We start from the raw sequence: 25,886 nt of genomic DNA on the forward strand, positions 1-25,886 counted from the left end.
CGACGGAGCGAAATCCAGGCGGCGTCACGGGCCGGTGACTATGGCAAAGTGGTTGAACTGGGACGCCGAGAACGGCGGTTGACCCAGGTGCAGCTCGGCGAGACCCTCGGGCTGTCCCAGTCGGCGATCTCCCGACTGGAGAAGCGCGGTCCGTCGGGCACCTACGACATGGCGCTACTCGGACGCGCAGCAGCACACCTGCACATCTCCGCCAGTCTCGTTGGTCTGGCGGGCACCCCATCAGGATCGGTGGCAGTGGAGCGACGGGAATTCCTCGGCATCGGCGCAGCAGCAGCGGTTACGCCGGTCCTCGCCGTGATCCCTGTGCAGCCCGAGACGGGCCAGCCCGCCGCTCTTCGGCTCGGCACCGCGTCGTACCGCCGGCTTGACGGGTCGACGCCGTCCCGGGATCTGGCCGACGCCGTCCGCGGCCATATCCAGCTGATCGACCGGCTGTCCGCTGGCAGGGATCGGCCCCAGCTTGCGGCCGTCCGGTCCGAGGCGCTCGCATTCGCGGGCTGGCTCTCCTGGGACATGGGCGACCACGGCTCCGCCCGATCCTCCTACGGCCACGCGATCAAGGCAGCCCGCGCGGCCCAGAACAGCCTCCTCGCCGCCTACCAACTTGGCAGCCTCGCCCAGTTCGAGGCCCACGCGGGCAACAGCCCCCAAGCGCTCAGCCTCGCCGGGAGAGCCCGGACGATCCTCGCCGACCCGCCAGCCATCGCGGACGCCTGGCTCACCTCCGTGGAAGCGCTGGCGCACGCAGCAGGCGGAGACCGCGACCGCGCGGACCAGGCACTCACCCACAGCCGGAAGGTCGCACTGCGACTCGGCCGGGAGGAAACTCCCCCGTGGCCCTGGGTCTTCACGTTCGACGAGTCGAAGGTGTCAGCCGCCCGGGTGGCGTGCGGGGCACGGCTCGGTCTGGCGGACTGGGTGCTGTCCGCCGACACCGCAGCGTTGGCCACCGGCCATGAGAAGCAGCGGGCACTCCTGATGTTGGACATCGCCGCCGGGCATCTCGCCGCCGGCCGCGTCGACGGCGCCTTCGCAATCGCCGACCGGGCCCTCGACATCGGGCTCACCTACCGGTCCGGCCGGATCGTCGACCGGGCCTGCGGTCTGCGGCGTACCCTCACCACCACGACACCGCCCCGCGTGGTGCGAGAGTTCGACGACCGTCTTCACGACGTGTACCTGTAGGAGGGGCAGCATGCGAATCGGGATCACCGGCCACAGGGGCCTGACCGGAGTCGTCGAGCAACAGGTCCGCCAACTCCTGGCCGCCGCCGCGCGCACCTACGACGGGCCGGACCTGACCGTCGTGTCCATGCTCGCGGACGGCCCCGACAGCTGGTTCGCACAGCTCGTTCTGGAACAGGGCGGATCCCTCGAGGTCGTTGTGCCGGCGGAGGAGTACCGGGACGGCCTACCGCCCGACCACCACCCGCTCTACGACCGGCTGTTCGATCGCGCGGCCGAGGTTCACTGCACCGGCATGATCGCCTCGGACACCGCGGCTCACATGGCCGGCAGCGAGGCTGTGGTCGGATTGGCGGACGTCGTCCTGGCGGTCTGGGACGGCCTACCTGCCCGCGGCCACGGCGGCACCGCCGACGTCGTGTCCTACACACGGCGTTGCGGCGTGCCCGTTCAGGTGCTGTGGCCCGAGGGAGCTACGCGGTAGCCCCTGGGGAATTCAAGCCCCGGGTCGAGGGCCGGCCGAACGCACGCCGCAGTGCTGGGGGTGGCCCAGGAACTCCCGGAGCGGCGGGAACGGAATTGCGGGGGAACCGGGCTCCTGCGGGGCGCGTGCGCGACGGTGGACACAATGTGGGCGATCGTCGTGCGAGCGACATCGGTCATGCAGCGCACGCTACACGTAGCGAATGCTGCGGGACGTCACGACTCACAAACGGCCGTACCCGACCGACAGGTAGCCCGGTAGCGTCGCGCGCACACCTCACCAAGGGGGACCATGCGCATCCGTACCGCCGCCGCGGCCGCCGTCGTCGCGCTGCTCGCCGTCGGCTCGACGGCCTGCTCTAGCTCGACCGGCAGTTCGAAGTGGTCCGCGGCGCCGAGTAGCGCAGCCACGGCCCCTCAGGCTCCGGCGGCGGCCGCACCTACTGCGCCCCCGGCGCCAGCCGGGACCACGACGGCCGCGCCTGCCGGGGCGAAGCCGAGCGGGCCGCCGCCGCGGCCGGATGCCGCGACTACCGCCGCCTACATCGCGGCCTTGACGGCCATCGATCCGGAGATCGTCAGCGACAAGGTGGACCGTGCGGTCAGCCGTGGCCGCGATCAGTGCACGTCGGTTGCCCAGTCCCCGGGGGACCAGGCGGGGTTGGTAGCCCTCGCAAACCGGCGGTTCACCTCGGCGAAGCACCCGGACGGGTTCGGGCCCGAGAAGTCCGCGAAGATCCTCGAGGTCGTGCGCAAGCATCTCTGCCCGACGTACTGAGCGGGACGCACGAAGGCGCCCTGGACGAGGTGGTTGCGGAGCGCGGGCGGCGTGAGCCGCGGCACCGGTTCCTGCCGGCGCGGGACGCGCAGATGGTGCCGGACCTGTTGCGCGTCCAGCGGATCCTGATCGTCCAGGGCGCCCGGCTTCAACCGGCCCGACGCGGTCACCCGGATCGGCGAGTTCTTCAGGGCTCCGCCCAGCGGTGAGAACCGGACCGTCCGTTCGCGTCGTCCTTTGCCGTGTCGGCGGCCCGGCAGACCGTCCGGGCGGTAGGGGGGAGGGCGACCGGCGCGAGCGCGCGACCGGGGCCCTGGCCGACGCGGTGTCGGGTGAGAGCTGCGCCCGGTGGACCGAGCCCCCTTCCTCGACCCCTGAAAGGGACCGGTTCCCCGTGCACTCAGCCAGCCGCCTGCCCCACGCCCGCACCGCCGCAGTCATTGTCGGCAGTGTGGTCGCCCTGCTCGCCGCGCTGCCCGCCCCTGCGGCCCACGCATCCGGTGCCGACACCTACGTCACCACGTTCGTGAACGTCAACAGCGGTAAGTGCCTGGAGATCGCCGACCTGAGCACCGATGACGGCGCGCCCGCCCAGCAGTGGGACTGCGACGGCGGCGACAACCAGCTGTGGGACGTCGTGTACCACCCCGGCGGCCAGTACACCATCGTCAACCGCCACTCCGGCAAGTGCCTGGAGATCGCCGACTTCGACCGCGAGGACGGCGCGCCCGCCCGCCAGTGGACGTGCACGGGGAGCATCAACCAGTACTGGTACCCCTCGCCCTTCCTCGATGGGAACAGCGCGGGCAATCTGATCAACGAGAACTCCGGCAGGCTGCTGGAGATCGCGGACTGGGACACCGAGAACGGCGCGCCCGCCCAGCAATGGGGCAACGGTATGGGGCCGGAAAGCCAGGCGCCTCACCAGCTCGACGCGAACAAGCGCTGGATCTCCAACGTCCGGCCGATCTGACCGGCCCGAAGGACACCCCCGCGAGCCGCGCCGCCCGCTGACGCGGCCGGCCGCTCAAGGGGGTGCCCTTGGGGTTCCGCGAACTCTCTGACCGCGAGCCCCAATGCCAGTGCTGGCTGCCCCCCGCTCGCGCGGGGAGGAGAACGTAACGATCTTGTTCATTACGTCGTTGAACGGCTGACCCCCGCTCGCGCGGGGAGGAGGGGTCCGACAGCGTGTCGGCGATGCGGCCCCACGGCTGACCCCCGCTCGCGCGGGGAGGAGGCCGAGGACGGCGGCGAGCCGGTCGGCCCGCGCGGCTGACCCCCGCTCGCGCGGGGAGGAGACGATGGGAATTGCGTTGCTGGACAAGACACCCGGCTGACCCCCGCTCGCGCGGGGAGGAGGACGGCGACCAGGACGGCGACGACCTCGAGGACGGCTGACCCCCGCTCGCGCGGGGAGGAGCGCCCAGTTCGACGTGCCAGCAGACGCGAACACGGCTGACCCCCGCTCGCGCGGGGAGGAGGAACAACCGCGCGGAATCGGCGAGGAAGCGGGCGGCTGACCCCCGCTCGCGCGGGGAGGAGCACAACGGCCCCCAGCGGGAGGCGCGCTGGGACGGCTGACCCCCGCTCGCGCGGGGAGGAGGTCGTCACGCGCTCGGCCCCGTCACGTTTCCTCGGCTGACCCCCGCTCGCGCGGGGAGGAGCACCGCCGGAAGGGCAGCGAAGCGGAACAACGCGGCTGACCCCCGCTCGCGCGGGGAGGAGAGCTCGACATCACCACCGAGGACATCGCCGCCCGGCTGACCCCCGCTCGCGCGGGGAGGAGGGATCGACGGCCAGGCCGCGCTCGGTGACGGCCGGCTGACCCCCGCTCGCGCGGGGAGGAGGACGGAGGGACGGAAGGCTTGTTGGTCTTCTCCGGCTGACCCCCGCTCGCGCGGGGAGGAGTATCCGGCGTGGTCCCAGGTGTTCGGGTGCGGCGGCTGACCCCCGCTCGCGCGGGGAGGAGCCGGCGATCCCCGGGCGGTAGTCCGTCGTCCCCGGCTGACCCCCGCTCGCGCGGGGAGGAGACTTTCTGACCTGCGACGGAGGGAGGCCTTTGCTGTTTCTTGACCACGCCGGGTGGCCGACGAGATGCCGGTTTCGGTGAGCTGTCGTGGTGTCAAGGCGTGTGGTCCATCCTGCCATGTCACCCCGACGATGAGGGGAGCGGTTCTGGCATGGGCTGTCCCGGACAGGGCGGTCGGACTGGGTCCCCGTGGGTGGGGGAGAGAGAACGTTCTCGATCGACAGTTGTCACGGGCGCTGGAACTCACCCGCCAGAGGCGGGATCGGCGGCTTCTGCCGAATCCGAGAACAGGGACGGCGATGGCGCTTGGGCGAGCGTGTGGGTGATGGCCTCGAACTCGGCGAGTGCGGCCCGCAGGTTCTGCGAGATCTCGGCCGCGATGACCTCGGGCGGGCTGTCATCCGGCGGGGTCGGCTGCGCGATCGGGCAGGTCAGGTCGAGGTTGGCGTCATCCCGGTTGATCAGGTTCTCGTAGGTGAAGCGCTTGAAGCGGCCGTCCGGGGTCTCCGTGCGGGAGGCACGGTCGCCGGGGCGCAGGGCCTCGAGGGCGCCGGTCAGGTCCTCCGCCCGCAGTGGGCGCCGTGTCGGGTGGAAGGAGTGGCCGGTGCGCAGGTCGTAGACCCACAGGTGCGTGGTGGCCGGCGTGTCCGACCGTGCCCGCGGCTTGGTGAAGTAGAGGACGTTGGTACGGACCCCCGGCGCGCCGTGGAAGATCCCCGTGGGCAGCCTGATGAGCGTGTGGAGGTCGAAGTCGTGAAGGAGTAGCCGCCGCACCGCCTCCGCGGGGCCGCTTCCGAACAGGACGCCGTCCGGAAGAATCACCGCCGCTCTGCCTCCGGGGGCCAGGACCGACATGATGTGCTGGAGGTGGTTGAGGGCCTTGTCGCGTGTCCGGACGGCGAAGTCGGGGCGCTCCGGCGGGATGTCCAGCATTCCGAACGGCGGATTGCTGAGGACGATGTCGGCCTGGGTGAAACGGCGCGTGTCAAGCGGGTCGGTCTCGGTGACGTGGACCGGGCCGCCGTACCGGCCGGTGTCCTGCAGGAGAAGGTTGGCGCCGGCCAGGCGGCTCGCGGGGGACGGCTCGTTGCCCTCGAGGCGGTGTCCGGCCGACGGCGATGGCATGGTGTCGGGGTGCTGCTCGCGGATGTGGCGTAGCGCGGCGGCGAGGAAGCCGCCTGATCCGCACGCGGGGTCGGCGATGCTGTCCGCCGGGCCCGGTCCCGCGAGCCGTACGAGCGTGTCGACGAGGAAGCGTGGGGTGTGGTGCGGGCTGCTTCTCCGGGCGTCCTGGACGGCGAGTTCGAACAGGGCCTCCAGGACATCGCCCTCCACCTCGCTCCCGGGACCCGGGGTGAGGCCCTCCTCCAGGTCGTCGATCAGCTCCCGGAGCAGGAGTGGGTCGGCGACGGCCCCGCGCGCGTCGGCGAAAGCGCGCCCGAGTGCGGTGTCAGGCCGGCTGCCGAGGTCCTTCAGGATCCGCTGGTACACCTCGGGCAGATCGCCGTCCGGAGCGGCGCGGAGCGAATGCCAGGCGCCGGCCGCGGTGGCGAGCTCCGGGTCGGCCGGGTGCCCGGGCCGAGGTGCTGCCAGTCGGTCGGCCCGCTTGAGCAGGAGGAGGTGGGACAGCGTCTCGAGGAACATCCAGCCGGGGACGCCGTCCTCGCGCAGTCGCTCGTACCGGCTCCACAGACGGTCCGCCAGAGCCTTCGGACGTTCCGCCTCCTCGAAGGGCAGGGGCGGGTCGGTGGGGTGGCTGTCGCTCATCGAAAGTCGAACTCCTGCTGCTCGTAGCCGGTCTCGGGGAACCTCGTCGGCTCGTTGAGCCGGGTGGGATCGTCGGCAGCCACGGACCCGGTGAGCCGGCCGGACAACCCCTGGGCGAGGATCGACAGCCGCAGCGCCGGACCGGATCGGCGGGCGTCGTCCACGAGCGCGCCGGTGGTGCTCACGTGCTCCTTCCAGACCTCCGCCGCCCGTACGAGCCGGTCCTGGATGGGCAGGGCGGGAACTGGGATCGTGATGGCCTTGATGTCCTCGAGGCGGACGGAGAGGCTGCCCGTCGTGGCCCTGACCTGGTCCTGGAGGCGGCGGCGGGTGGCGGGGGCGTTCCAGACGAGCTCGAGGAACCGCGGAAGGAGCCGCCGGCCCGGCCTGATGCGCACGAGGTGGTTCTGGTACAGGGCGCCAGCCGGCTCCCCGTGCCAGGTGGCGGCCTGGCCGATGCGTTCGAGGCTGCCGTTCTGCCGGACGACCAGGAGGTCGCCGGCCTCGACGAGGTGGCGGCGCACGGAGTCGAGGGCGTGTTCGGGGATGGTGACCTGGCGGACGTCACGGAGCGTCAGGGTCTCGCGCGCGACGTTCGCGACGCCGAGGTACGGATGCGCCGATCCCCTGTCCGCGGCTTTGGGCGTGCGCAGACCCGCGGTGACCTCGGCGACCTCCGCGATCGGCAGCAGCGGCCCGGTGGCGGGCCCCGGGACCGGGCCGTCGGTGATGCCGTCGCCGGTGAGACGCCCGCTGACCACGGCGTTCAAGACGCTGTCCCACAAACGGGGAAGCCCCTGGTACGCGGCATCGTGGGCCGCCTCGCCCGCGTCGAGACGGCCCAGCAGCTCGTCCAGGGCGTCGGCGACGCGCCGTTGCTCGGCCGGCGGCGGCACCGGGACGCGCCACTCCCGGACCGCGGTGGAGCCCAGATGCTTGAGCCCGGTGACGCCCCTGGCACGGCGGCCGAACTCACCGCGCAACGCGTCGTAGGAGAGGGCGTGACAGAGGTAACGGGGGTCCACCCCGGGGACCGACCGGACGCGGATGAGACCGCTGTGGAAGGAGCAGTCCTCGATCTCGCCGTTCCACAGCACCGGACGGCCGATGCGCTCGACGCTCCCGGAGGCCTCGGCCAGGAGGATGTCGCCCGGGAGCAGGGCGTACCTGCGGGCCTGTTCCCGGGTCAGTTCCGTGGTCGCGACCTTCGCGAGGTCCAGGACGCCCCAGCCCAGGTTGGAGCACCTCAGCTGGCGCCGCGTGAGCGCGCCGGGTACCCGCGAACGGGAGGTACCCCGGCCGGGCTGGACCGTGGCGATCTCGCCGACCCGGCGGCGGGCCCAGCCGGGCGGCAGCGGCAGATCGAGGGGCAACCGGTTCCCGCTTTCCATCGTGGGCCGTCCGGGGGCGGCCCGGCGGGCGCCGTCGATCATCGGGGGCTCAGACCTTCTGGAGACCGAGATCGGCGAAGAGCCGCCTGGTCGCCGGGTCGACCGAGTACAGCACCGTGCCGCGGATGGAACGCGTCATGAGGACGCCGTAGGCGTTGCGGATCGCCCGGGCGAGCTCCTCGTCGGACCGTATCCGGTCGGCCTTGCTGAGCACGTGCTCGCGATGCACGGTCCAGGCGCCGTGCTCCCACGTGAGGTCGGGGCCCATGATCACGCCGCCCCACTCGTACTCCAGCCCCTGCGCGGTGTGCACGCAGCCGATCTGCCCGAAGCCCCCGGGATCCGTCGCCCAATACTTCCGCTTCGGGACACCGGGAGTCTTGTGATCGTCACCGGCGTTCCACGGGCGAGCCCACCCCTCGTCCGGCGCGACCTCCGGCACCGTGCCGCTCGAATCGGTCCACGGCCAGCACATGCCGGCACTCATCCGAGCACTGGCACCCGCCTCCTGCCGCTCACGCAGGAACCCCTCCATCTCGCCCGCGCTCTCGGCGTAGTAGAGCTGGAACGGCTCCGGATCCGGACCGTCGTCGGGGTTCCACACGATCGGGGTACCGGCCATGAGTGGCTGGACCCAGGCGTCGTACGTCGCACTCCCGACGGCACGCAGGACCCGGTCCAGGGTGATCGGGACGACCTCCGCCCCGAGACGCTTGATCTCCTCGACGAGCGCCTCCGGAGACCACACCTCCTCGGCGAACAGGCGCTGGTCACCGTCGATGAAGAACACCGGTACCCGCGCTCGGGAGACGATCACCTCGACCGACGACTCACCGGGACGCATGTGGAAGGAGCCCCGCATCGGGCGCTCCGACAACCGGTGCGCCTCGTCGCACAGGATGACGTCGAGTTCGTCCACCGCCCGGTCGTCGGCGACCTTGCTCAGTGTCGTGAACGCGTGGCGCCGGCCCGGTGCCGCGCGTCGGAAGGTGTCGCGCGAGGCGATCCCCCCGGAAACGAAGGCGGTCTGGTAGCCCTCGGACAGCGCGTCTCCCAGCAGGGTCAGCGCGACCAGCGACTTGCCGCTGCCCGCCCGTCCGCTCACCACGTAGACCTTCTTGGTGCCGGGGGCGGAGGCGGCGCGGACGGACTCCATCACGTCGTTCACCGCGCGCAGCTGGTTCTCCACCAGGCTGAAGCGGGTGTGGCCGTCGATGATCGCGCCGATCTCGTCGGTGAGGAGCGTCTCCGAGCGCCGCCGGTCCAGGAGCGCCTGGGCAGCCTCGGCACCCGATGCCGGGGCGAAGTTGGCCTCGAGGAACGTCCGCAGGTCGGCGGGACGGCGGGCCGTGAACGTCGGGATGCCCGGGCACGGTGCGACGTTTCCGATCCACTGCGCGTCCGGGCGCTTGAGGTTGTGCAGGTAGGAGGCGCCGGCGAGGTTGACGTAGCGGCTGTCGAACATGCTGTGGTGCTTCCTGAGCGCGACCACGTTGTCCTGCACCTGAACGGCCGGGTGCTTCTTGTGCTTGTCGTAATCCGGCACGAAGACGCGGTCGACCGCGCACCGCGCGCACAGCCCGTTCCCGCCTCCGGACCGGCACGACGCGCAGAGACCCTTGGGCTTGTCCGCCCGGGGACGCTCGACGACGTTCCACTGCTTGAGTTCGATGACGGCGAAGCTCAACCCGCCCGACGGGTGGTCGCCGGCGAGCACGACGTCGATCGGGCTCATACCGGGGTCGACGCGGTACTCGATGAACATCCACACCTGGCCCCGCCCGAGGTCGGTCAGGACGGTCGCCAGCTCGTAGAGACTCTCCCGCCACGACGTCACATCGCCCGTCGACGGGTCCTTGCCCTCGGGGTGGGCCTCCCGGTAGCACTGCTCGATCTTGTCGACCAACGCCAGCCGGTTGCGCACCAGCTCCTCGGCGGGCCAGTACGCCTCCAACGCTCCCCACACAGCACCGGTCGCCATCTCGAACCCACTCCCCCGATGACCGACCGGACCTCGTCGCGGCCGAACCACTCACGCCGAACCCGCCACCGGCACGTATCGGTCGACGGCGAACTTAATGGCCACCGAGTATTCCAGCGCCGGACAGGAGAGACAAGGAATTACCGTCGGGCGTAGCGGGACGTCGGTTGACGCACAGCGGCATCCACCATCCCGGCACGTTCATGACGGATGCTTCCCGCGGCATCCTGCGAGATCACCAGGGCGGCTGACCCCCGCGGAGAGCGGGGAGGCGGTGCTGGACCGGATGCGAACCGGCGTTGCCTCCGGCTGACCCCCGCTTGGCGCGGGGAGGAAGCGATCAGGCTGTCCAGAGCAGCAGTCACCGCCGGCTGACCCCCTGCTCGCAAGGGACGGACGCGGCGAACGACCGTAACGACGCGCGCATGGTCGGCTGACCCCCGCAGGTGCGGGGAAGAGGCCGCCGTCTCCGGTTGTGGCGCCGACGCGCAGATCCCGGCCGTAAACCCGGCCGACTCGTCCCGATGTGTGCTCGACACCCCTTGAATCCATGGACGGCTGCATGTCCGACCCAGGCTCAGGTGACCGAATCTGCGCCACTCTGTCTCATGGCTGGGCCAGTCTGGGCGAAAGGCCGGTCGGGCACTCCGCTACGGACAGGTCTCGCCGAACTTCACGGCCTTGACGCTCACCGGCTGGCCGGTGAGCGCTGCGCCCGGAGCCGGGTCCTGGCCGCACACCTGCCAGTTCGACTGCACCAGGATGGCGCGGTTCTTCGGGCTGGCGTCCTTGGCGTTGATCGACGTGTTGCCGGGCAACGAGTCACGTACCACCGACACGGCCTTGCCCTTGAAGTCGGGCATGGTGGATCCGGCCTTGGCGGGCCCGCCGACGCCCTGGTCCTGGGTCGGGCAGCTCTCGTCCAGCTTCACCGCCCCCATGTCGATCTTCGTGGTGGTGGGGTGGTCGCCCGGAGCCGGGTTTTGCGTGCAGACCTTCCAATTGCGGTCGGAGATCTGGTTGCGGTCGCGGCCGAGTGCGTCATGACTGGTGAGAACAAGGAACCCGGCGCTCTGCGCGGCGTCCTGGGCTGACTGAAGCCCCATGCCGACGAAGTCGGGGAGCGTGGCCGTCTTGGCGTCGACAGGCGCACCGCTCGGGGGCGCGGGCTGTGACGGGGCGCCGGCCGCCGGCCGGGCGGCTGTGGTCTCGGCACCGGTGCCAGCCGAGCCCTTCGGGTCGCAGGCGGCCAGGCCCAGGACGGCTGCGGCGACGGACAAGGCGATGGCGGTACGACGCATGGTCCCCCCATGACGTGACAGATGTGACGGGGGAACCGTAGCGATGAGTCCTGACGAGTACCGGTCCCGCAGTCGAGTCGTGATGTATCTGTAAACAATCGTGTTCACGAAGCACTGGCCACAACTGAGGTGGACACGCCGGTGCTGACCGATCGCCAGACCGCCATCCTCGGTTGGAGCCTCGGTGACTTCGATACCTTGCTCGTCGATGTGAAGGGAACCGGTTCCGCGAGAGGACGGGGACCAGGACCACCCCACGCCCCTGATCGGCGTGCCACTGACCCTTCTGAGGCGTCAGGCCGAGCGTCCGCTCAGCGAGCTCTCGCACGCGCCGGAGTCCTTACGGAAGGCTGACCGGCGTCCGCTCACCCGTGGCGCTTCCCGTGGCGTTGGCACACCCGGAACGCCCCCATAGGCGCTGGGTCCGTCCGATGGACATGGGGCGCAGACAGACGCGGCACCCGCCCGTGGGCTCGGCCGGTCAGCTGAGGTCGAACTGCCAGTACGCGGTCTCGCGGTACCCGGACGACTCCGGGGCGACCTCCACCGTGACCAGGCTCCCTTCCCTGTCGGGTTTCACCCGCACCGGCACGGTGCGCTTTTGCTTCGTGTCGAGGGACGGCGTGAGGGCGGTGACGGACGCGTCCTGGTCCAAGAAGGTCACTCCGGGCGCGGGGACGGGGACGGGAGCGGAGCCGAGGCCGGCGCTGGAGGTGAAGGTAGGGGACGGTGTGCCGGAGTCCATGGCCTTCCCCGCGCGGACCACGACGGGGGCGTAGCCACGGGTCGTGCCGACGCCGGTGTGCGGGGGCGTTCCGCCGGGGCGCAGTTCCTTGTCGGTGCCGTTGTCGTAGGTGATCGTGAAGCTGTAGCTGTCGTCGGGTTCCCGGTGGGGCGGGCTCACGGTGATGGTCAGGCCGTCGTCGTAGCGGGCGGTCCCGCCGGCGCGCAGGGGCTCGGTCACGGTTCCGGGGCCTTTGACGTACCCGTGCTGGGTCAGGCCGTCCTCGAACTTGGCCAGTGCCATGGCTACCAGGATGATCAGGGTGGTGGGGACGGCTATCACGATCCCGAAGACGGTGGCCCAGACCCAGTTCGAGTTTCCCGAGGTCGGCGGGTGAGCGGGAGTCGAGGTCGTGTTCATACGGCTCACGGTAGGAAGCGAGCGGCAGGGATTCATGAGCGGACGTACTCAAGAACCGGCTGAGTAGCGCCGGGCCGCAGCCGGCTGGACGTCATGAGGGCTGGCCCGGGTAGCGCTACGGTCCGGGTGCGGGGCGGGCGAGGACGGCGTCCGCTTCGCCGAGCATGCGGCGCCGTTCGGTCAGGACGCCGTCGAACGCGGTGGCGTTCTGCTGGATTAGGGTGCGCTGGACAGCGGCCTCGGCCTCGTTCCAGATCCGGACGAGCCCGGTCTCCTGTTTGCAGGCGATGTCCATGAGGGCGGTCGTCCGTTCCTCGGCGGCGGCTGCGGGCGCGGCCTCCGGTGGGGCGGGAGTCGTCCCCACGCGGGACGCGACGCCGCCCGCTTCCGCCGCTTCGAAGACCTCCACCTCGCCCACAAGAACGGCGAACCGATGGGCCACGGCGGTGGCGCCGATAAGGCCGCCGCAGTCTTCGAGCACGTGCGGGCAACAGCCGCCGCGCGATCCGGCGACGCCACCGTCGAGCGCGCCCTGCTGAGGAACGCCGGCCTGACCATACGCGTCGGCACCCTCAACCACTGCACCTACGGCCCCGCCTCCCCCGCCAGAGCACTGTGCCTGGAGAACGCCGCGCTGCCCGAGGGCGCCGACGGGCCGATGCAGGACCGGGGCCGCCCTGACCGCTGCTCCGACAACACCATCGGCCCCGAACACCTGCCCCTCTACACCAGCCACCGCCTCCAGCTCCTGGCCCTGCTCGACCGGATCGAGGCCGTCCTCGCCCGTGCCACCCGGGAGAATTCGTGATCCGCACCGCCACCGGCCACCCGTCCCAGGACCGGGCATCTCCGCCTGCACCACGGTCGCCTTGCCGGCGCGATGGACCGTCTGCTGGCTGGCCGCCCTCAGCGCATCGGGCTCCGACCCACCGGACCACCCCTCTCCCGCCAAGGTTCCGGGGTGGTCCGGCAGGCCTTCAGTTGTCCCTGATCAGGTCAGGTGCGGTCCCGAGTCGGCTTCTCACAGCCGAGGATCCGCCGGAACAGCTCCGCCTCGGTCACGTCGAGCAGCGGATCGTCGACGCCCGCCCTCTTCCGCCAGGTCTGCCGCATGAGCAGCACCCGTTGGTCTTCGGCGAATCCTGGTTCGGCGTACCACGCCAACGCGTCACGGTGCGCGGCCTGCCGGCTCGGCGAGACGGCCCGCACCGGCCGGGAGAACTGGCCGTTCAGCAACCACCAGGTGGAAACGTGGTCCCACCAGGCCCGCGGGTGCCGGATCACTGGGGTGTCCCGGGGCCGGCGGGGTGCCGGCGGACGACTGTCGGGGTCAGGTCGAGGAAGGCCAGGGCCCGCACCTCGCCGTGCGTCGCGAGCCGGTGGCCGATCGACTGCGCCTCTGACGGCCCGAACAGCTCGGCGAAGTAGCCCTGCTGGTCCGGGCTGAGCGGGAGCGCGTCGAGCGTCTTCAGGAGCGCGGCCATCGCATCCGGCAGCTTGCTGAAGTGCGCGGGCGCGGTGACGCCTCGGACCTCCGCGATCACCGGGAACGGGTACGGGGAGGCCTCCACCGGCTCGGAACGTCCGGCCACCAGGACCAGTTCCGTCCCCACTCCACCCTGCTCTCCAAGCGGCGTCACTTCCCCGACACCTCCCCCGCGCGATGCTGGGTGCCACCGGTGGACGCCGACCGTCTGACCGTTCACCACGATGGTCCTGGTCGGTCGGCTGTCGCGTGCGCGGAGCCGCGTGGCCCGTCCTCCGAAGCCGCGCCGCCGTCGGACGATGCCGGACACCGGATGAGGGTGTCCAGCACGCGGGGCGTCTCAGGCACACGGTCGCTCCCCGTCGGGCCGACGTGCTTCGGTGTTGCCGGTGGGACGCGATCTGTCCCACCCGGGTCCGGTGCCCTGGCCCGGGAGTCCCGTCGCCCGCACGCGGTGGTGCGGGCTTCGGGCGGAGGCCGGCCGAGCCGTCCAGGTGTGGCGCATCCTTCACCGACCCGCCCTTGTCATGAACAGGCAGCATGGCCCGGCAAGATGACCGGCAGCAGCCCTGGGCGCGCGGCCTCCGGCGCGGGCGCACCCGTACCCGACCGAGTCCGGCGAGAACAGTCGGGCCACTCCCGGCCGACCGCCTTCCTCCGGGCGCACCTCCTGCTCTCCGCCCCCCATCGTCCTGGCACCGGCGATCGGCGCGATCCGCCTTCGTGACCTGCGGGCCCCGCGTCGTGCCCGAAAGTGTTTGACGCCGGGGCGGCCCGCTGGAAGAGTGCTCCCGCCGCGAGATCGAACGCGTTCGAAAATGGGGGAAGCTGCATGTCAACCACTATCGGCGGGCGCCTGGCCGCCACGCTGGGCGCCGCCGTCGTCGTCCTGATGGCCGTCGGTGTGCCCACGGCCACGGCCGAGAACGGGCAGTCGGCCGTGACCGACCCCAAGGCCGTCCCGAGCCCGGGCTCGGTCGCCACCCGGGTGTCCACCGACGCCTGTGACGACACCACGACGCCGGGCTGGATCAACACCACCGAGCCCACGCTCACAGCGCGCACCGCCGCCCCCGGCGCGCGCTTCAAGGTGTGGAACGCGGCCGGTGCCAAGGTCTTCGACCACACCGCGCAGACGGCCGCCGACGGCACCGTCCAGGTCCGGCCCACGGGCCTCGCCGAGGGCGCCGGCTACTCCTGGCAGGTCTGGCCCGACTACGGCCCGGGCGGCGGAAAGCCGACCGCGGCCTGCCACTTCGGAGTCGACGCCACCGCCCCGCGGTTCACCGTCGACTCCACCGACTTCCCGGCCTCCACCAGCGGGGCGCCCGCGCTCAAGTACGCCGGCCAGACCGGGGCCTTCACCGTCAAGGGCACCGACCAGGGCTCGGGCGTGGCCTGCTACCAGTACGTCCTGAACGGCACGCCGAGCGTCGGCCCGCCGTGCCAGGGCACGGGCACCGCGGCGGCCGGCGCCGACGGCACCGCGACGATCCGGCTGAAGCCGGCCCAATGGGGCACCAACGTCCTCACCGTGCAGGCCGTCGACAACGCGGGCAACACCAGCCAGCCGGTCACCTACACCTTCTACGCGCCCTCGAACCCGAACCCGCCGGTCGCCCCCGGCGACGTCAACGGCGACGGCGTTCCCGACATCCTGCTGCCCGACACGGCCGGCAACCTCCAGATCATCAGCGCGGACGCCACCACCACCGTGCCGACCTCGACCGTCGCCGCCACCCGCGCGCCGGGCGGCGCGGGCTGGAACGGCGTGCAACTGCTGCACCGCGGCTGGGACCGCTCGCACGCACCCGTGGACGACCTGATGGCCCACCAGCCCGGCGGTGCGGGCCTCAGCCTCTACCGCAACTTCGACATGGGCGCCTTCGCCCGCGGCGTGATCTGGCTGACCCGGGACGTCGACCCGTTCGACCCGCCGGTGCTCCCGGAGGGCTTCAACGCCGACTGGTCGAAGGCCACCCAACTGGTGCCCCTGGGCGCGCTCGGGGCGGACCAGCGGACCTCGATCCTCACGGTCGAGGACGGCAACCTGTGGCTCTTCACCGACCCCGGCTTCCTGTACGGCTACGGGACCTTCGTGAAGATCTCCACCTCGGGCGCCTGGGCCGGATACGACCTGATCGCCCCGGGCAAGGCCGCCGACGGCTCGCTCGCACTCTGGTCGCGCGACCGCGCCACCGGCGAACTGCGGACGCACCCCATCACCAAGGGCGCCGACGGCAGGTACGACCTCACCACGCTGGCCGACCCCGCGGCGGGCACGGTGACCGGCACCTTCCCGGTCGCCGAGTACCCGACACTCGGCAGCTCGGGCGACGGCGACGGTGACGGACAGCCCGACCTGTACGCCGTCACCGCCGACCGGCACCTGCTGACCTTCAGCGGCACCACCGCCCCGAAGGACCTCGGCACCCTGCGCTGACACTGGCGAGTGGGGCCCGTCGAACCCGGACGGGCCCTCAGCCTTCTCACGCCCGACCGTCGGCAAGGACACCTGACGGGCCCCTCCGCCGGGCCCTCGCGCGTCTCCGCCCAGGCCGAGCCGCACGCCGCTGCGCCCGGGCCCACCGGCCAGCGCCAACCGCGTCGCGCCGCCCTGCTCAATGCCAGGGCCCGTCGTTGCGCGCTGCACCCCACCGGCAGACTCCCCGGGCTGGCCGCGTCGAGGCCCGGCTCGTCCGGTGAGTGCCGGTGGGAGGCGGTGCCGGCCGGGCTGACCCCAGCGGGTACGGGGAGGACACGAGGAGTGTGCGGCCGATCCCGGCGAGGCCCGGCTGACCCCCGCGGGTGCGGGGAGGACAGCCACGACGAGACCAACCGCCCCCACCGCGCCGGCTGACCCCTGCGCGCGCGGGGAAGAGCCGTTCCGCGCCGCGTTCAACGGAATCGCCCGCGGCTGACCCCCGCGGGTGCGGGAGGACTGATTCCACCGCCACAACTACGGAATATCCCCCTTTGGGACACGTTTCGGTCACTTGCCCATGGCGCCACTCAGGGATGCGCAAGGCTGGCGCGCGTTGTCCACGCACCACCTTCACAGGAAGACCATTCCTTATGACCACCCCCGTCCACGGCGACCAGTACACCCTGCAGCCGACCGCCCAGGCCAAGCGCCCCGTCTACCGCAAGGTCCGCTTCGTCGCACCCGCCGCCCTCGTCCTAGGCATCGCCATCGGCGCGGCCGGAGGCGGAAACAAGAAGAACGACACTCCAACCGCCGCACCCACGGCCACAACCACCGTCACCGTTCCGGCCGCTGCGAACGCCGCGCCCGCCCCTCTCCCCGCCGCCACCGTCACCGTGACGGCAGCCGCCCCCGCTGCTCCTACGCCCGACAAGCCCAAGGGCAGCACCATCGGCGGCGACGGCAGCTATGAGGTCGGAACCGACGTCCAGCCCGGCACCTACAAGAGCAAGGGCCCCAAGCCCGGCGGCATCGGCATGTGCTACTGGGAGCGCAACAACGGCGGCGACGGCGTTGGATCCATCATCGCCAACGACACCGTCCAGGGCCCCGCCACCGTCACCATCAAGACCGGCGACAAGATCTTCAAGACCACCGCCTGCCAGGAATGGGTCAAGACCAGCTGACCTCGACCCCGATCATGCCGGTGCCCCGAGTTCACAAGACCTCGGAGGCACCTGCTTGTCCAGCTGACAGCCTGGAACCCGCCCGCGAGTGGGCTGCCCGGAGCCGCCACGGCAGCAGCGAACGAGGCCCGTGGTCGAAGGCGACGACGCCCTGGCCGCCCTCCAGCGGCACAGCCCCCGGCCGCCGTCACGCACCGGGTACTGGCCAGAGGAATCCCCGTTCTGACATCGCCGGCGGTCGGTCCGCCGAGCCCCGTCGGGCGAGCCGGCCGACCGTGCGCCGCTACGCGCAGGTCTCGACGCGCGGGTGAGGCACGTCCCGCCGGCGGACGGCGCGCCCCGGCCGCGGGGTTCCCGGATGCCTGCCGGATGACGCCCCCTGGAGGCTGGAGTTTCACGGTTTCGGTGGCGCCACGGGCGACCGCTGAGGGATCGTCGGTCCCGACGCCCGCCGAGCGGGCGCGCGTCGGGACTGACGCCGGGAAAAGGGGTGCCGTGGTGCGGGAGACGTGGACGACGGAGGAGTTCGGGACCTCGCACGAGGGCAGGGTGGGCGTGCTCCTGGCCGACGGCACCGTTCCCCGTCCGATCACCTACATGACGGCGAACGGCGGCGGCGGACCGACCACGTCGTTCTGGACGGCCTACAACGGAGGGCACTTCGGACTCGCCCCCAAGGCGCACGCGCTGCGCGCGGTGTGCTCCTGCGGGTGGACCGGCCCCGCGCAGCCCGTCGACCTGGACGAAGCCGACGAAGGAGACGAGCCGGAGTTCGGCGACAAGGCCTACGACGTCGCGGACACCTGCCAGGACCAGTGGGACGAGCACGTCGCCGAGGTGGAACGGTCGACCGTTCCCCTGCCCGAGGCGGTCACCGACCTGCTGCGCCGGCTGGGAGAGGAGATCGAGAAGCTAGGGAACACGTCCCCGGTGGCGGCGTTGCGGGCGGCCCGGCAGCTGGAGGTGGTGGCCGGGCAGGTCGGGTACTGGCCCGCCCGCGCGGTCCGGCGCGAGCTGACCCGGGAACAGGCCGGCGCCGCCCTCGGCCTCGACGAGGACGGCGTCCGGCGCCTACTGGCCCGCTTCGACGGCTCGGGGATCTACAACTGAGCCTGCTCCGCTCGGCCGTGTGCCGGGCGGGGTCCTTCGTCGTTAGTGAGGCTGCCGCGCGCGGCCCCACGATCCAAGCACGGTGCCCACTCCCATGCTCACGTGCTCGCCCAGTGAGTCGCTGCCGACCCACTCCGGGTGCTGGTGAGGGCCCGCTGGCCAGGCCGCGCGTAGCGGCAGTGGCTCGCCGTTCAGCATGTGGATCGTCTTGTCGTTCTCGCATGGCACGCAGATCCGGGGCCGGCCGGGAACCTGCTGTGCGCTTCGTAGGGATCGAGGGGTCCTGCACGTCGCGGGCACGCGGAATCCGTCATGGCCGGCCCGACGAAGCCCGGCGAGCACCCGATGTGGCTACTCGCCCAGGTGGAGGAGGTCTCTGATAGCCGCGGCCTCAAGCGGCCTCAGCGTCTCGTGCTCGTACCGGAACCGTCGTGCAGCGCGGTCGTGGCGATGAGGTACTCCTCGCGCGGCCTCCACGTCGCCACTGGTCAACCCGGCCTCCGTCATCGTCCGCTCCGCACGGAGCGCGGCAGTATGCGGGGGCAGCAGGTCAGCGGGGAGATCAGGGGCAGCCATGCGGCCCTCGTACGGTCGGCGTTGGATCGCGTAGGTCAGGCAGGCTGGATTTGAGAGGACGCCGACAGGACGTCCCACCGCCGCTAGGCTGCGGACATGACGATCACGGCCGTGGTATTCGATGTCGGCGAGTGCCTGGTGGACGAGACGCGGGAGTACGGCACCTGGGCGGACTGGCTGAACGTGCCGAGGCATACGTTCGTCTCCGCCTTCGGTGCGACGATCGCGCGTGGGCTGGACTACAGGGAGACCTTCCAGATCTTCGCGCCAGGGTTCGACCTGTATGCCGAACGGGAGAAGCGGGCGGCGGCCGGCAAGCCGGAGACCTTCGGCGAGGAGGACCTCTACCGGGACGTTCGACCCGCCCTCGCCCAGCTTCGGGCGGATGGCCTGTGGCTGGCGATCGCCGGCAACCAGACCGTGCGGGCCGGCGGCATCCTGCGCGAGCTTTTCGCCGCCGACGTCGACCTGATCGGCACGTCGGACGACTGGGGCGCGAGCAAGCCCGATGCGCTGTTCTTCGAGCGGGTCGCCGAGGTGGTCCCGGCCGAGCCGGGCGAGATCCTGTACGTCGGCGACCGGCTCGACAACGACGTGCTCCCCGCCGCTCGGGCGGGGATGCGGACGGCGCTGATCCGTCGTGGGCCGTGGGGCTGGATTCAGCAGCACGACCCGGCCGCCGGCCAGGCGACGTTTCGGATCGACTCGTTGGGGGAGCTTCCGGAGCTGATCGCGAAGGCTAACGCTGGAGTGAGCTGAGTGTGGCCGACCAGGAGTAGAGGCGGTCGTCCACGCGCTGGACGGCCGCCGAGTCCTGCCACTGAGCGAGTGCCCGCCGGGCTTCACGGACACGCTCCATGCCGGTGGCGTACCAAGTGACGGCCAGTTGGTCGAGCGCCTGCTCCAGCAGCGCGCACGCCTGTTCCGGCTTCCTCGCTGCGGCCTCGACCGCAGCGAGGTCTCCCAGGACGACGACACGCTGCTTGCCGTCGGTATCGGGGAGCTCGGCGAGCGTCTGCTCAAGGGTGGTGCGAGCCTGCGGGATCAGCCCGGCCAGCAACTCGGTGTTGCCTCGGAAGGCGCGGAGGCGGACAGCGGAGAACCAGGTGAACCAGTCCGGCGACAGCGCGCTGCTGCCAGCGGCCAGGACGTCCTCGGCGTGCCGCAGCAGGGCCAGCGCGCTGCGGGGGTCCCCGCAGCGGGTGAGGCACTCGGCCTCCACGGCATCAAGCCACGCCAGCACCTCGGCAGAGGCAGGGGCTCGACGGGCATAGGTGCGTGCGGCCACCATGCGCTCGCGTGCGCGGTCGATACGGCCGTCCCACCCGGGAACGAATGCCGAATGAGCGAGGATCGCGGCGCCGAGCAGGCAGTCGTCTGCCTCGCCTGCGGCCTGGAGCGCCCGGACGAACGTGGCGTCAGCCGCGGTCGGCCGGCACAGGTCGAAGAACTCGATCCGCCCGAGCAGCAACAGGGATTCAGCGAGGGCCGCGGCTAGCACCCTGCGGGCTACACCGTCGGTCTCGCCGAGCAGGACCGTGCCGAGGTCGGCGTGTGCGGCAACCGTCGGGTGAAGGGCGGCGGGCGCGGTCGACAGGTACAGGCGGCGGTGGGCCTCGGTGATTACGGCGTAGTCCGCGCCAACGGTGCCGGGTTGTGTGCCGCCAGAGCCGTACGGCCTGGGCAGGGCTGCCCGTGGTGTGGTCGGAGCGGACGGTTGGACAGGCGGGGCCGAGGTCGGTGGGGTGGCGGGTCGGGAACGGTTCCACGGGGCGTGGAATCCCAGCTCCTCGATCGGCCGGTGCAGGACGTGGACGAGGAGGCGCTGGTAGTCCTGGTTGGGCCAGGGCGGGGTGTCGGACTCCCAGCGTCGGACCTGTCGGGTGCTGACGACGATGCCGTTCAACCCGAGCTGCCTGGCGGCCCGGGTGAGGGCGTCGGCGAGTGCCTGCTGGCTGGCATAGCCGGCGGCCTGGCGGGCCGCCTTGAGCGCGGTGTTGGGCACGGTGTCCTCCGCACGAGCCGATGTTGTGTCAACGGTACGGCTCGACAGGACGGTTCGGGGACCGCTTGGGCACATGATGGGCCGCAAAGGCCTTCAGGCGTCCTCTCGATGTCCTCTCCAGGACCTTCAGGGCGTCCGCATCCTGGACGACGATTACCCCTGTCACCGATTGGTGGCGTCAGCCTACTGACAGTGGGGATTCGCATGCCCCGGACGAACCTGCCGCCGAGCAGGGCGCAGCTTCACGAGCAGGCCTGCATTCACTGCGGAGCCGAGGACGGCGAGCTCGCCCCGGCCGGACACGTCCACACCGTGACCGGCGAGAACTCCGCCCCACTCGGCTGGCCCGTCGTGGCCTGTGCCGACGGATGCACCAAGGAGGGACAGTGACCGAGCAGCCGGAACCCGTCGAGGACCGGGTGTGCGGAGTCTGCCGAAGGTGCCGTGACTACGGTCTCGGCCGGTACGACGGGGCTCTGACCGGTATCTACGACTGGATCACCGAGCACGTCGGGTGCCGTCTGGCCGAGTCGGTGGGTGCCGAGTGAGCTCCGTCGGCGGGATGCCTGTCGAGGCCCGCGTAGAGCTGGGCCGGTGCCGGCACTGCGGCGCGTGGGTTCGAGGCCGATGGGTCGAGGACCTCACCGCGCACATCTCCATCGTTGAACACTGCCCCGAACCGGAATCGGTCGAGGCCGACGACACACCGTCCTGACCACGCCCTGAGTCTCCTTCTGGGCCTGACGAGGACACCAGGCCCAGGAGGTCACACCACTCGTCACCCATCGAGAGGAGCACCATCATGTCGACTCCCGAACCGGATCCGTCGCTGACACCGCCCGGCCGCAGGGGGCCGCACCCGGCGATCCCGGCGCAGCTCGTCGGCGCGTCGACGTTCGATGCCGTCACCGCAACGGTGATCGGCGACAACCCCGGCGTGACCGCCGACACCTACACCGACTTGCCGCGGGCGCTCCTGCGCCAGCTGGGAGAACAGGAGCAGCTGCTGAACGATCCTCTGGTAGACCCGCAAGGGGATGGGTAGAACAGCAGAACGATCCGGCGCTGTTCATCTGCGCCGTTTCAGAATGCCGACGGCGGCCTGGCTGGCCCGCACTGGATCCAGCCAACGACCTCGAACCCGGTCGGCAGGCCGTCACCGGCCGATCGAACCGCCAGAAGTCCGACAAGGACGTCAGCAACTGGCTGCCGATGCCCAGCGACGACCAGTGCACCTACATCACCGACTGGACGGTGGTGAAGACGCGCTGGGGGCTCAGCATCGACCGGCGAAGGCAGGCACCCTGCACCGGCTGGCCGCGGGCTGCCCGAATGAGCCCGTCGGGTGGACGCGCGGGCGCTCGGACGGTCAGCGCGCTTGCGATGCACACATCTCGGGCAACAGGTTCCGATGCCGGTCCTTTTGATGAAACGCCATCAAATTAGTTGTATTGCATCACAGTTGGGTCAATGACCCGGATGTTCGGCCGGGCAGGGTCAACACTGGCCGTCATGACTTCACCACGCGATGCTGCACAGGATGAAGCACGTCGCCGAGCGATCGCCATCCCAGCCTCGGTCCTGCTCACCCTGGCCCTGCTCACGGGCTGCTCGGCGACCGATGCAACGGATGCGCCAGGTGGTTCGGCTTCGGGATCCAGTCGGCCCAACCCGCCGACCAGCGCCCCCTCCACGTTGGCCACCGGGGCGCACACGCGAACCGAGGCCACGTTCACCCCGAGCGCTCCGGCTTCACCTGCCGACCTGCAGCAGACGGCGACCCAACTACAGCACCGAGCGGGGGCCTTTGGCCTGTCGGAGGTGCGGATCGAAGTCAGTGGGAGCCACATCTTGGCGTCCGCTGCTGGTGCCACCGCGGAGCAATTCGCCGCGCTGGCCAAGCAGGGCCAGCTTTCCTTCCGGCCCGTCCTCGCGCTCGCGCCGTCGATCAAGGCGCCTGCGGCACCCACCCCGGCGGCGACCAAGGTCGGGCTGTACGCGCTGGCTACGGACGCCCCCTCTGCCTCCGCGGCTCCCATGCCCGGCTCGGGCGACCTCTCGGCCGCACTCACCCAGGGCGCGGTGCCGGCCGATCTGATCACCGCGTTCGCAGCCCTCGACTGCTCCGATTCCCGCCAACGAATCGACCACCAGAGCAGCCCCTCAGCGGCAACCGTCGCTTGCAGCTACAACGCCGAACAGAACACCTGGTTCAAATTCGCACTCGGTCCCGTCGCGGTCGACGGCAAGGACGTGTCCGGAGCGCAGGCCGCCTTCGACGACCGTAACGGCGCCGGCTGGCAGATCAACCTCTCGTTCAACGGCGTCGGGGGCCGGGCCTTCGCCGACGTCACCGGCAGGCTTGCCACGCAGCCCTCCCCGAGCAACCAGTTCGCGATCGTGCTGGACGGCGCGGTCGTGTCGCACGCGTACGTCACCGAATCCATCCCCGGTGGCAACGCGACGATCTCTGGAAGCTTCTCGTCCGACCAGGCCCAGCAGCTGGCTGCACTCATCGCCAACCGGCTGCCCATTGGCCTGGCTCTCTCGACCACCACCCCGGGGCGCAGCGGAAGCAGTGGCCCCAGCGCTGACGCGCAATAGAGGGCAGATGTCCGGGCCAGCGGCAGCTGCCGGTCTATCCCAGAGTGAGTGGCTGTTGTTTTTCCGGGCTTGGGGACTGCATTTCCGCTGGTCACGTATAGGGTCGGCGGTCCCGAGTGCACCAGGCCGGCTGACCCCCGCAGGTGTGGGGAGGATGCCCACCACGTCGACCGGGCAGGCGTCCTCACCGGCTGACCCCCGCGGTGCGGGGAGGACTCGCCCGTGAACTGGATCGCGGGCATCTCCCACGGCTGACCCCCGCTCGCGCGGGGAGGAGCGGTAGCGGATTCCGGCTCCCTGAAGGAGCACCGGCTGACCCCCGCTCGCGCGGGGAGGAGGCCGGCAAGGGGAAGGGCCGGCTGCTGGTCGACGGCTGACCCCCGCTCGCGCGGGGAGGAGCGACGGCCGCCCTGATCCGCGCCTGGCCGCGACGGCTGACCCCCGCTCGCGCGGGGAGGAGCCTCCGTGTGGACGTCCACCGCCGTGCGGCGTCGGCTGACCCCCGCTCGCGCGGGGAGGAGACTTTCTGACCTGCGACGGAGCGAGGCCTTTGCTGTTTCTTGGCCATGCCGGACGCCGACGAGATGCCGGGTCTCGGTGAGCTGTCGTGGTGTCAAGGAGCGTGGTCCATCGTGCCATGTCACCCCGACGATGAGGGGAGCGGTTCTGGTACGGGCCTCCCGGATGGGGGCTGCCGGGCCGGGCCCTGTCCGCGCGGAGACCGCTACGGCCGGACAGGCGGCTCCTACGCCGGCGGGTCGGGTTTGAAGGTGTGGGTGCGGTGCCAGTGGAAGTGGGGTTCGCGTGCCTGGGTCCACCAGGGGACGGTGCGGTCGGCGAGGTGTTGCCGGATGTGGTCGTGGACGCCGGGCATGGTGTGGGCGAGGGGGCTTATCCGGATGTGGCCGGTGTCGGTGACGGTGATGTAGCCGCGTTCGTAGAGGCTGTCGCAGCCGAGGCTGCAGGCGAGCATGGCGATGTTCTGGAAGTCGCGTTTCTCGTCGTCGGTGCAGACGGCGCGCTTCTTGATGTGGGCGGCTATCAGGAAGCCGGCCGGCAGGGTGCGGCCGCACAGGGCGCATTCCCCTGTCGGGCCGGGCAGGAGGTGGCGTTTGAGGGCGGCCTGTTCTCCCCGGTAGGCGCGTGTCGCCGTGCGTTCGAGTTCGCCGTCGTAGCCGGTGGCGGCGTCGGCGTCGGCCTGGGGGTCCGGCGGCGGGCCGCAGGCGGTGTCCGCGGTGGAGGCCTCGAGGGTGAGGTGGGCCTGGAGGGTGTCGCTGTCGTCCTGGTCGAGGACGTAGACCCCCTGGATGTTGCGCTTAGGCTTCCAGTCGAGGAGCCGGCGGATCTCGTCGACGGTGACGTCGAAGCCCTGGGTGCCGGAGAGGGCGTACATGTACTCCCACGTCTGGCCGTTGTCCTTGCGCCCCCAGAGACGCCCGGCCAGGCCCTCGTTGCGCCACATCAGGGCGATGGTCCCGCCGAAGTAGATCTTCTTGTCGCCGCTGAAGAGCGCGAAGTCCCCCGGGCTCATCTTCTCGACCCAGTGGACGTTGGCGTCGCCCACACCCGGTACGACGCCCCACATCTGGGCCGATCCGCCGGGGAACAGCTGGTCCAGGCGTTCGCGGACGCCCGGCTCGAGCAGGTCCGCGTGGTCGTCGAACACGACCGGGGAGGCGATGGTGTCCAGGTAGTGCTGGTTGATGACCTTCTTCGACCTGCCGGCCGGCTGCAGCACGACGCGCATGCGGTGGTCAGCCCCCCAGCTCGGTGTACTTGTCGGCCCGTCCGCGGGCGAGGTGGACCGGGTACTTGGCGCGGTTGGACGCGATCTTCTCGGTGAGCGCCTGCTCGGGGTCGATGCCGAGGACGTCCGCGAGCCGCAGCAGGTAGGCGAGGACGTCGGCGAGTTCCTCCCGGACCCGCTGCGCGCGCTGGGGGTCGGCCATGACGGCGGACGACTGTTCGGGCGTCAGCCACTGGAACAGTTCGAGGAGTTCACCAGCCTCCCCGCTGAGGGCCATGGCGAGGTTCTTGGGGGTGTGGAACTGCTCCCAGTCCCGTTCGGCCGCGAACCCGGCCAGCTCCTGCTGCAGTGACCTGATCGTCATGTGGACGATCTATAGCAGTTGGGTGTGATGAGAAGCTAGTACGTTTTTCTTGTCCCCTGATTCCCGCCCCGTTGCCGCGCCCGGCGGCCCCGGTCGGCTCCGGCGGCGGTCGGGCGCCTTTCGGCACGCCGAGGTGACCGCGACCGACGGTGTCCTGACAGCCCGGGGCGGCCGCCGGGACGGGAGGAAGCGCAAGGTCTGCCGACGGGTCGGCGCCGCCGCCTCGGCGCGGCTCAGCTCTGGGCGGCACGCGCGCCGCCTGCCGCCCGACCCGCGGCCGGGACCGCCCGGCATGAGCGAGT

24 protein-coding genes and 2 CRISPR repeat arrays are annotated in these 25,886 nt (G+C 71.2%); of the genes, 13 read left to right on the plus strand and 11 right to left on the minus strand.

All coding sequences use genetic code 11. The annotated features are described in order from the left end of the window. Positions 1–48: 48 nt before the first annotated feature. From IE332_RS31385 to IE332_RS31400, 4 genes are all read left to right on the plus strand, one after another. Positions 49–1,206, plus strand: coding sequence for a helix-turn-helix domain-containing protein (locus IE332_RS31385; RefSeq protein ID WP_505744311.1), 1,158 nt, complete (start codon positions 49–51; stop codon positions 1,204–1,206). A gap of 10 nt (positions 1,207–1,216) precedes the next feature. Continuing rightward, positions 1,217–1,690 (plus strand): hypothetical protein, encoded by a 474-nt coding sequence (locus IE332_RS31390; protein WP_189923065.1) that lies wholly within the window; start codon positions 1,217–1,219, stop codon positions 1,688–1,690. A gap of 291 nt (positions 1,691–1,981) precedes the next feature. Continuing rightward, entirely contained in the window at positions 1,982–2,467 is a 486-nt protein-coding gene (locus IE332_RS31395) for a hypothetical protein (protein WP_189923068.1), read from the plus strand. Between the two features lie 394 nt (positions 2,468–2,861). Continuing rightward, the gene (locus IE332_RS31400; protein WP_189923070.1) at positions 2,862–3,440 is read left to right on the plus strand and encodes an RICIN domain-containing protein; all 579 of its coding nucleotides are present in this window, start codon (positions 2,862–2,864) and stop codon (positions 3,438–3,440) included. Positions 3,441–3,553: 113 nt separating this feature from the next. Then, positions 3,554–4,497: a CRISPR direct-repeat array (repeat unit 29 nt; unit sequence CGGCTGACCCCCGCTCGCGCGGGGAGGAG). Between the two features lie 242 nt (positions 4,498–4,739). Here the strand turns inward: IE332_RS31400 and IE332_RS31405 are convergent. From IE332_RS31405 to IE332_RS31430, 6 genes are all read right to left on the minus strand, one after another. Next, on the minus strand, positions 4,740–6,263 hold the full coding sequence (locus IE332_RS31405) for an HsdM family class I SAM-dependent methyltransferase (protein ID WP_189923072.1): 1,524 nt from the start codon (positions 6,261–6,263) through the stop codon (positions 4,740–4,742). Continuing rightward, positions 6,260–7,636 carry a restriction endonuclease subunit S gene (locus tag IE332_RS31410; RefSeq protein ID WP_189923074.1) on the minus strand — a complete coding sequence of 459 codons (1,377 nt, stop codon included), beginning with the start codon at positions 7,634–7,636 and terminating at the stop codon, positions 6,260–6,262. The genes IE332_RS31405 and IE332_RS31410 overlap by 4 nt, the downstream gene beginning before the upstream one ends. A gap of 67 nt (positions 7,637–7,703) precedes the next feature. Continuing rightward, entirely contained in the window at positions 7,704–9,635 is a 1,932-nt protein-coding gene (locus IE332_RS31415) for a DNA/RNA helicase domain-containing protein (protein WP_189923076.1), read from the minus strand. Between the two features lie 650 nt (positions 9,636–10,285). Beyond that, the gene (locus tag IE332_RS31420; protein WP_189923078.1) at positions 10,286–10,936 is read right to left on the minus strand and encodes a PASTA domain-containing protein; all 651 of its coding nucleotides are present in this window, start codon (positions 10,934–10,936) and stop codon (positions 10,286–10,288) included. A 481-nt stretch (positions 10,937–11,417) separates the two neighbouring features. Then, a complete protein-coding gene (locus tag IE332_RS31425; RefSeq protein WP_229929069.1) occupies positions 11,418–12,080 on the minus strand; it encodes a hypothetical protein in 663 nt (220 codons plus the stop codon). 115 nt (positions 12,081–12,195) lie between these two features. Next, the gene (locus IE332_RS31430) at positions 12,196–12,561 is read right to left on the minus strand and encodes a hypothetical protein (RefSeq protein WP_189923080.1); all 366 of its coding nucleotides are present in this window, start codon (positions 12,559–12,561) and stop codon (positions 12,196–12,198) included. On the opposite strand from IE332_RS31430, the gene IE332_RS31435 reads away from it, so the two are divergent. After that, a complete protein-coding gene (locus IE332_RS31435; RefSeq protein WP_189923082.1) occupies positions 12,562–12,888 on the plus strand; it encodes a hypothetical protein in 327 nt (108 codons plus the stop codon). 188 nt (positions 12,889–13,076) lie between these two features. Here the strand turns inward: IE332_RS31435 and IE332_RS31440 are convergent, their stop codons facing one another. Continuing rightward, positions 13,077–13,364: a hypothetical protein gene (locus tag IE332_RS31440; RefSeq protein ID WP_189923084.1), complete on the minus strand. Its 288-nt coding sequence runs from the start codon at positions 13,362–13,364 to the stop codon at positions 13,077–13,079. Next, entirely contained in the window at positions 13,361–13,720 is a 360-nt protein-coding gene (locus IE332_RS31445; RefSeq protein ID WP_189923086.1) for a hypothetical protein, read from the minus strand. The genes IE332_RS31440 and IE332_RS31445 overlap by 4 nt, the downstream gene beginning before the upstream one ends. Before the next feature lie 678 nt (positions 13,721–14,398). On the opposite strand from IE332_RS31445, the gene IE332_RS31450 reads away from it, so the two are divergent. From IE332_RS31450 to IE332_RS31465, 4 genes are all read left to right on the plus strand, one after another. Continuing rightward, entirely contained in the window at positions 14,399–16,009 is a 1,611-nt protein-coding gene (locus IE332_RS31450; RefSeq protein WP_189923089.1) for an Ig-like domain-containing protein, read from the plus strand. A gap of 632 nt (positions 16,010–16,641) precedes the next feature. Beyond that, complete coding sequence (locus IE332_RS31455; protein ID WP_189923091.1) at positions 16,642–17,178, plus strand: Rv1352/Rv1906c domain-containing protein; 537 nt, start codon at positions 16,642–16,644, stop codon at positions 17,176–17,178. Positions 17,179–17,673: 495 nt separating this feature from the next. Beyond that, entirely contained in the window at positions 17,674–18,288 is a 615-nt protein-coding gene (locus IE332_RS31460; protein ID WP_189923093.1) for a hypothetical protein, read from the plus strand. A gap of 672 nt (positions 18,289–18,960) precedes the next feature. Beyond that, on the plus strand, positions 18,961–19,623 hold the full coding sequence (locus IE332_RS31465) for an HAD family hydrolase (protein WP_189923095.1): 663 nt from the start codon (positions 18,961–18,963) through the stop codon (positions 19,621–19,623). On the opposite strand, the gene IE332_RS31470 is transcribed toward IE332_RS31465, so the two are convergent. After that, complete coding sequence (locus IE332_RS31470; protein WP_189923097.1) at positions 19,604–20,869, minus strand: NsdA family TPR-like regulatory protein; 1,266 nt, start codon at positions 20,867–20,869, stop codon at positions 19,604–19,606. The two genes, IE332_RS31465 and IE332_RS31470, sit on opposite strands and share 20 nt — an antisense overlap. Before the next feature lie 204 nt (positions 20,870–21,073). Here IE332_RS31470 and IE332_RS31475 point away from each other — a divergent pair, with 204 nt between their 5' ends. From IE332_RS31475 to IE332_RS31490, 4 genes are all read left to right on the plus strand, one after another. Next, on the plus strand, positions 21,074–21,259 hold the full coding sequence (locus tag IE332_RS31475; protein ID WP_189923099.1) for a hypothetical protein: 186 nt from the start codon (positions 21,074–21,076) through the stop codon (positions 21,257–21,259). After that, positions 21,256–21,417, plus strand: a complete 162-nt coding sequence (locus IE332_RS31480; protein ID WP_189923102.1) for a hypothetical protein — start codon at positions 21,256–21,258, stop codon at positions 21,415–21,417. Before IE332_RS31475 ends, IE332_RS31480 begins: the two co-directional genes overlap by 4 nt. A gap of 254 nt (positions 21,418–21,671) precedes the next feature. Beyond that, positions 21,672–21,914: a hypothetical protein gene (locus IE332_RS31485; protein WP_189923104.1), complete on the plus strand. Its 243-nt coding sequence runs from the start codon at positions 21,672–21,674 to the stop codon at positions 21,912–21,914. Between the two features lie 425 nt (positions 21,915–22,339). Then, a complete protein-coding gene (locus IE332_RS31490) occupies positions 22,340–23,473 on the plus strand; it encodes a SecDF P1 head subdomain-containing protein (protein WP_189923106.1) in 1,134 nt (377 codons plus the stop codon). A gap of 248 nt (positions 23,474–23,721) precedes the next feature. After that, positions 23,722–23,994: a CRISPR direct-repeat array (repeat unit 29 nt; unit sequence CGGCTGACCCCCGCTCGCGCGGGGAGGAG). A gap of 224 nt (positions 23,995–24,218) precedes the next feature. On the opposite strand, the gene IE332_RS31495 is transcribed toward IE332_RS31490, so the two are convergent. Further along, complete coding sequence (locus IE332_RS31495; RefSeq protein ID WP_189923108.1) at positions 24,219–25,220, minus strand: hypothetical protein; 1,002 nt, start codon at positions 25,218–25,220, stop codon at positions 24,219–24,221. Between the two features lie 7 nt (positions 25,221–25,227). Further along, positions 25,228–25,584, minus strand: a complete 357-nt coding sequence (locus IE332_RS31500; protein WP_189923110.1) for a nucleotide pyrophosphohydrolase — start codon at positions 25,582–25,584, stop codon at positions 25,228–25,230. Between the last annotated feature and the right edge of the window lie 302 nt (positions 25,585–25,886).

It is taken from the genome of Kitasatospora xanthocidica, from assembly GCF_014656195.1.
Lineage (GTDB): Bacteria > Actinomycetota > Actinomycetes > Streptomycetales > Streptomycetaceae > Kitasatospora > Kitasatospora xanthocidica.

Excerpts from the sequence above, each read along its gene's own strand:
- IE332_RS31485 (WP_189923104.1), top strand. The coding sequence starts at position 21,672 with ATGTCGACTCCCGAACCGGATCCGTCGCTGACACCGCCCGGCCGCAGG.
- IE332_RS31500 (WP_189923110.1), bottom strand. The coding sequence starts at position 25,584 with ATGACGATCAGGTCACTGCAGCAGGAGCTGGCCGGGTTCGCGGCCGAA.
- IE332_RS31490 (WP_189923106.1), top strand. The coding sequence starts at position 22,340 with ATGACCCGGATGTTCGGCCGGGCAGGGTCAACACTGGCCGTCATGACT.
- IE332_RS31475 (WP_189923099.1), top strand. The coding sequence starts at position 21,074 with ATGCCCCGGACGAACCTGCCGCCGAGCAGGGCGCAGCTTCACGAGCAG.
- IE332_RS31415 (WP_189923076.1), bottom strand. The coding sequence starts at position 9,635 with ATGGCGACCGGTGCTGTGTGGGGAGCGTTGGAGGCGTACTGGCCCGCC.
- IE332_RS31425 (WP_229929069.1), bottom strand. The coding sequence starts at position 12,080 with ATGAACACGACCTCGACTCCCGCTCACCCGCCGACCTCGGGAAACTCG.
- IE332_RS31395 (WP_189923068.1), top strand. The coding sequence starts at position 1,982 with ATGCGCATCCGTACCGCCGCCGCGGCCGCCGTCGTCGCGCTGCTCGCC.
- IE332_RS31390 (WP_189923065.1), top strand. The coding sequence starts at position 1,217 with ATGCGAATCGGGATCACCGGCCACAGGGGCCTGACCGGAGTCGTCGAG.
- IE332_RS31465 (WP_189923095.1), top strand. The coding sequence starts at position 18,961 with ATGACGATCACGGCCGTGGTATTCGATGTCGGCGAGTGCCTGGTGGAC.
- IE332_RS31405 (WP_189923072.1), bottom strand. The coding sequence starts at position 6,263 with ATGAGCGACAGCCACCCCACCGACCCGCCCCTGCCCTTCGAGGAGGCG.
- IE332_RS31420 (WP_189923078.1), bottom strand. The coding sequence starts at position 10,936 with ATGCGTCGTACCGCCATCGCCTTGTCCGTCGCCGCAGCCGTCCTGGGC.
- IE332_RS31450 (WP_189923089.1), top strand. The coding sequence starts at position 14,399 with ATGTCAACCACTATCGGCGGGCGCCTGGCCGCCACGCTGGGCGCCGCC.
- IE332_RS31495 (WP_189923108.1), bottom strand. The coding sequence starts at position 25,220 with ATGCGCGTCGTGCTGCAGCCGGCCGGCAGGTCGAAGAAGGTCATCAAC.
- IE332_RS31455 (WP_189923091.1), top strand. The coding sequence starts at position 16,642 with ATGACCACCCCCGTCCACGGCGACCAGTACACCCTGCAGCCGACCGCC.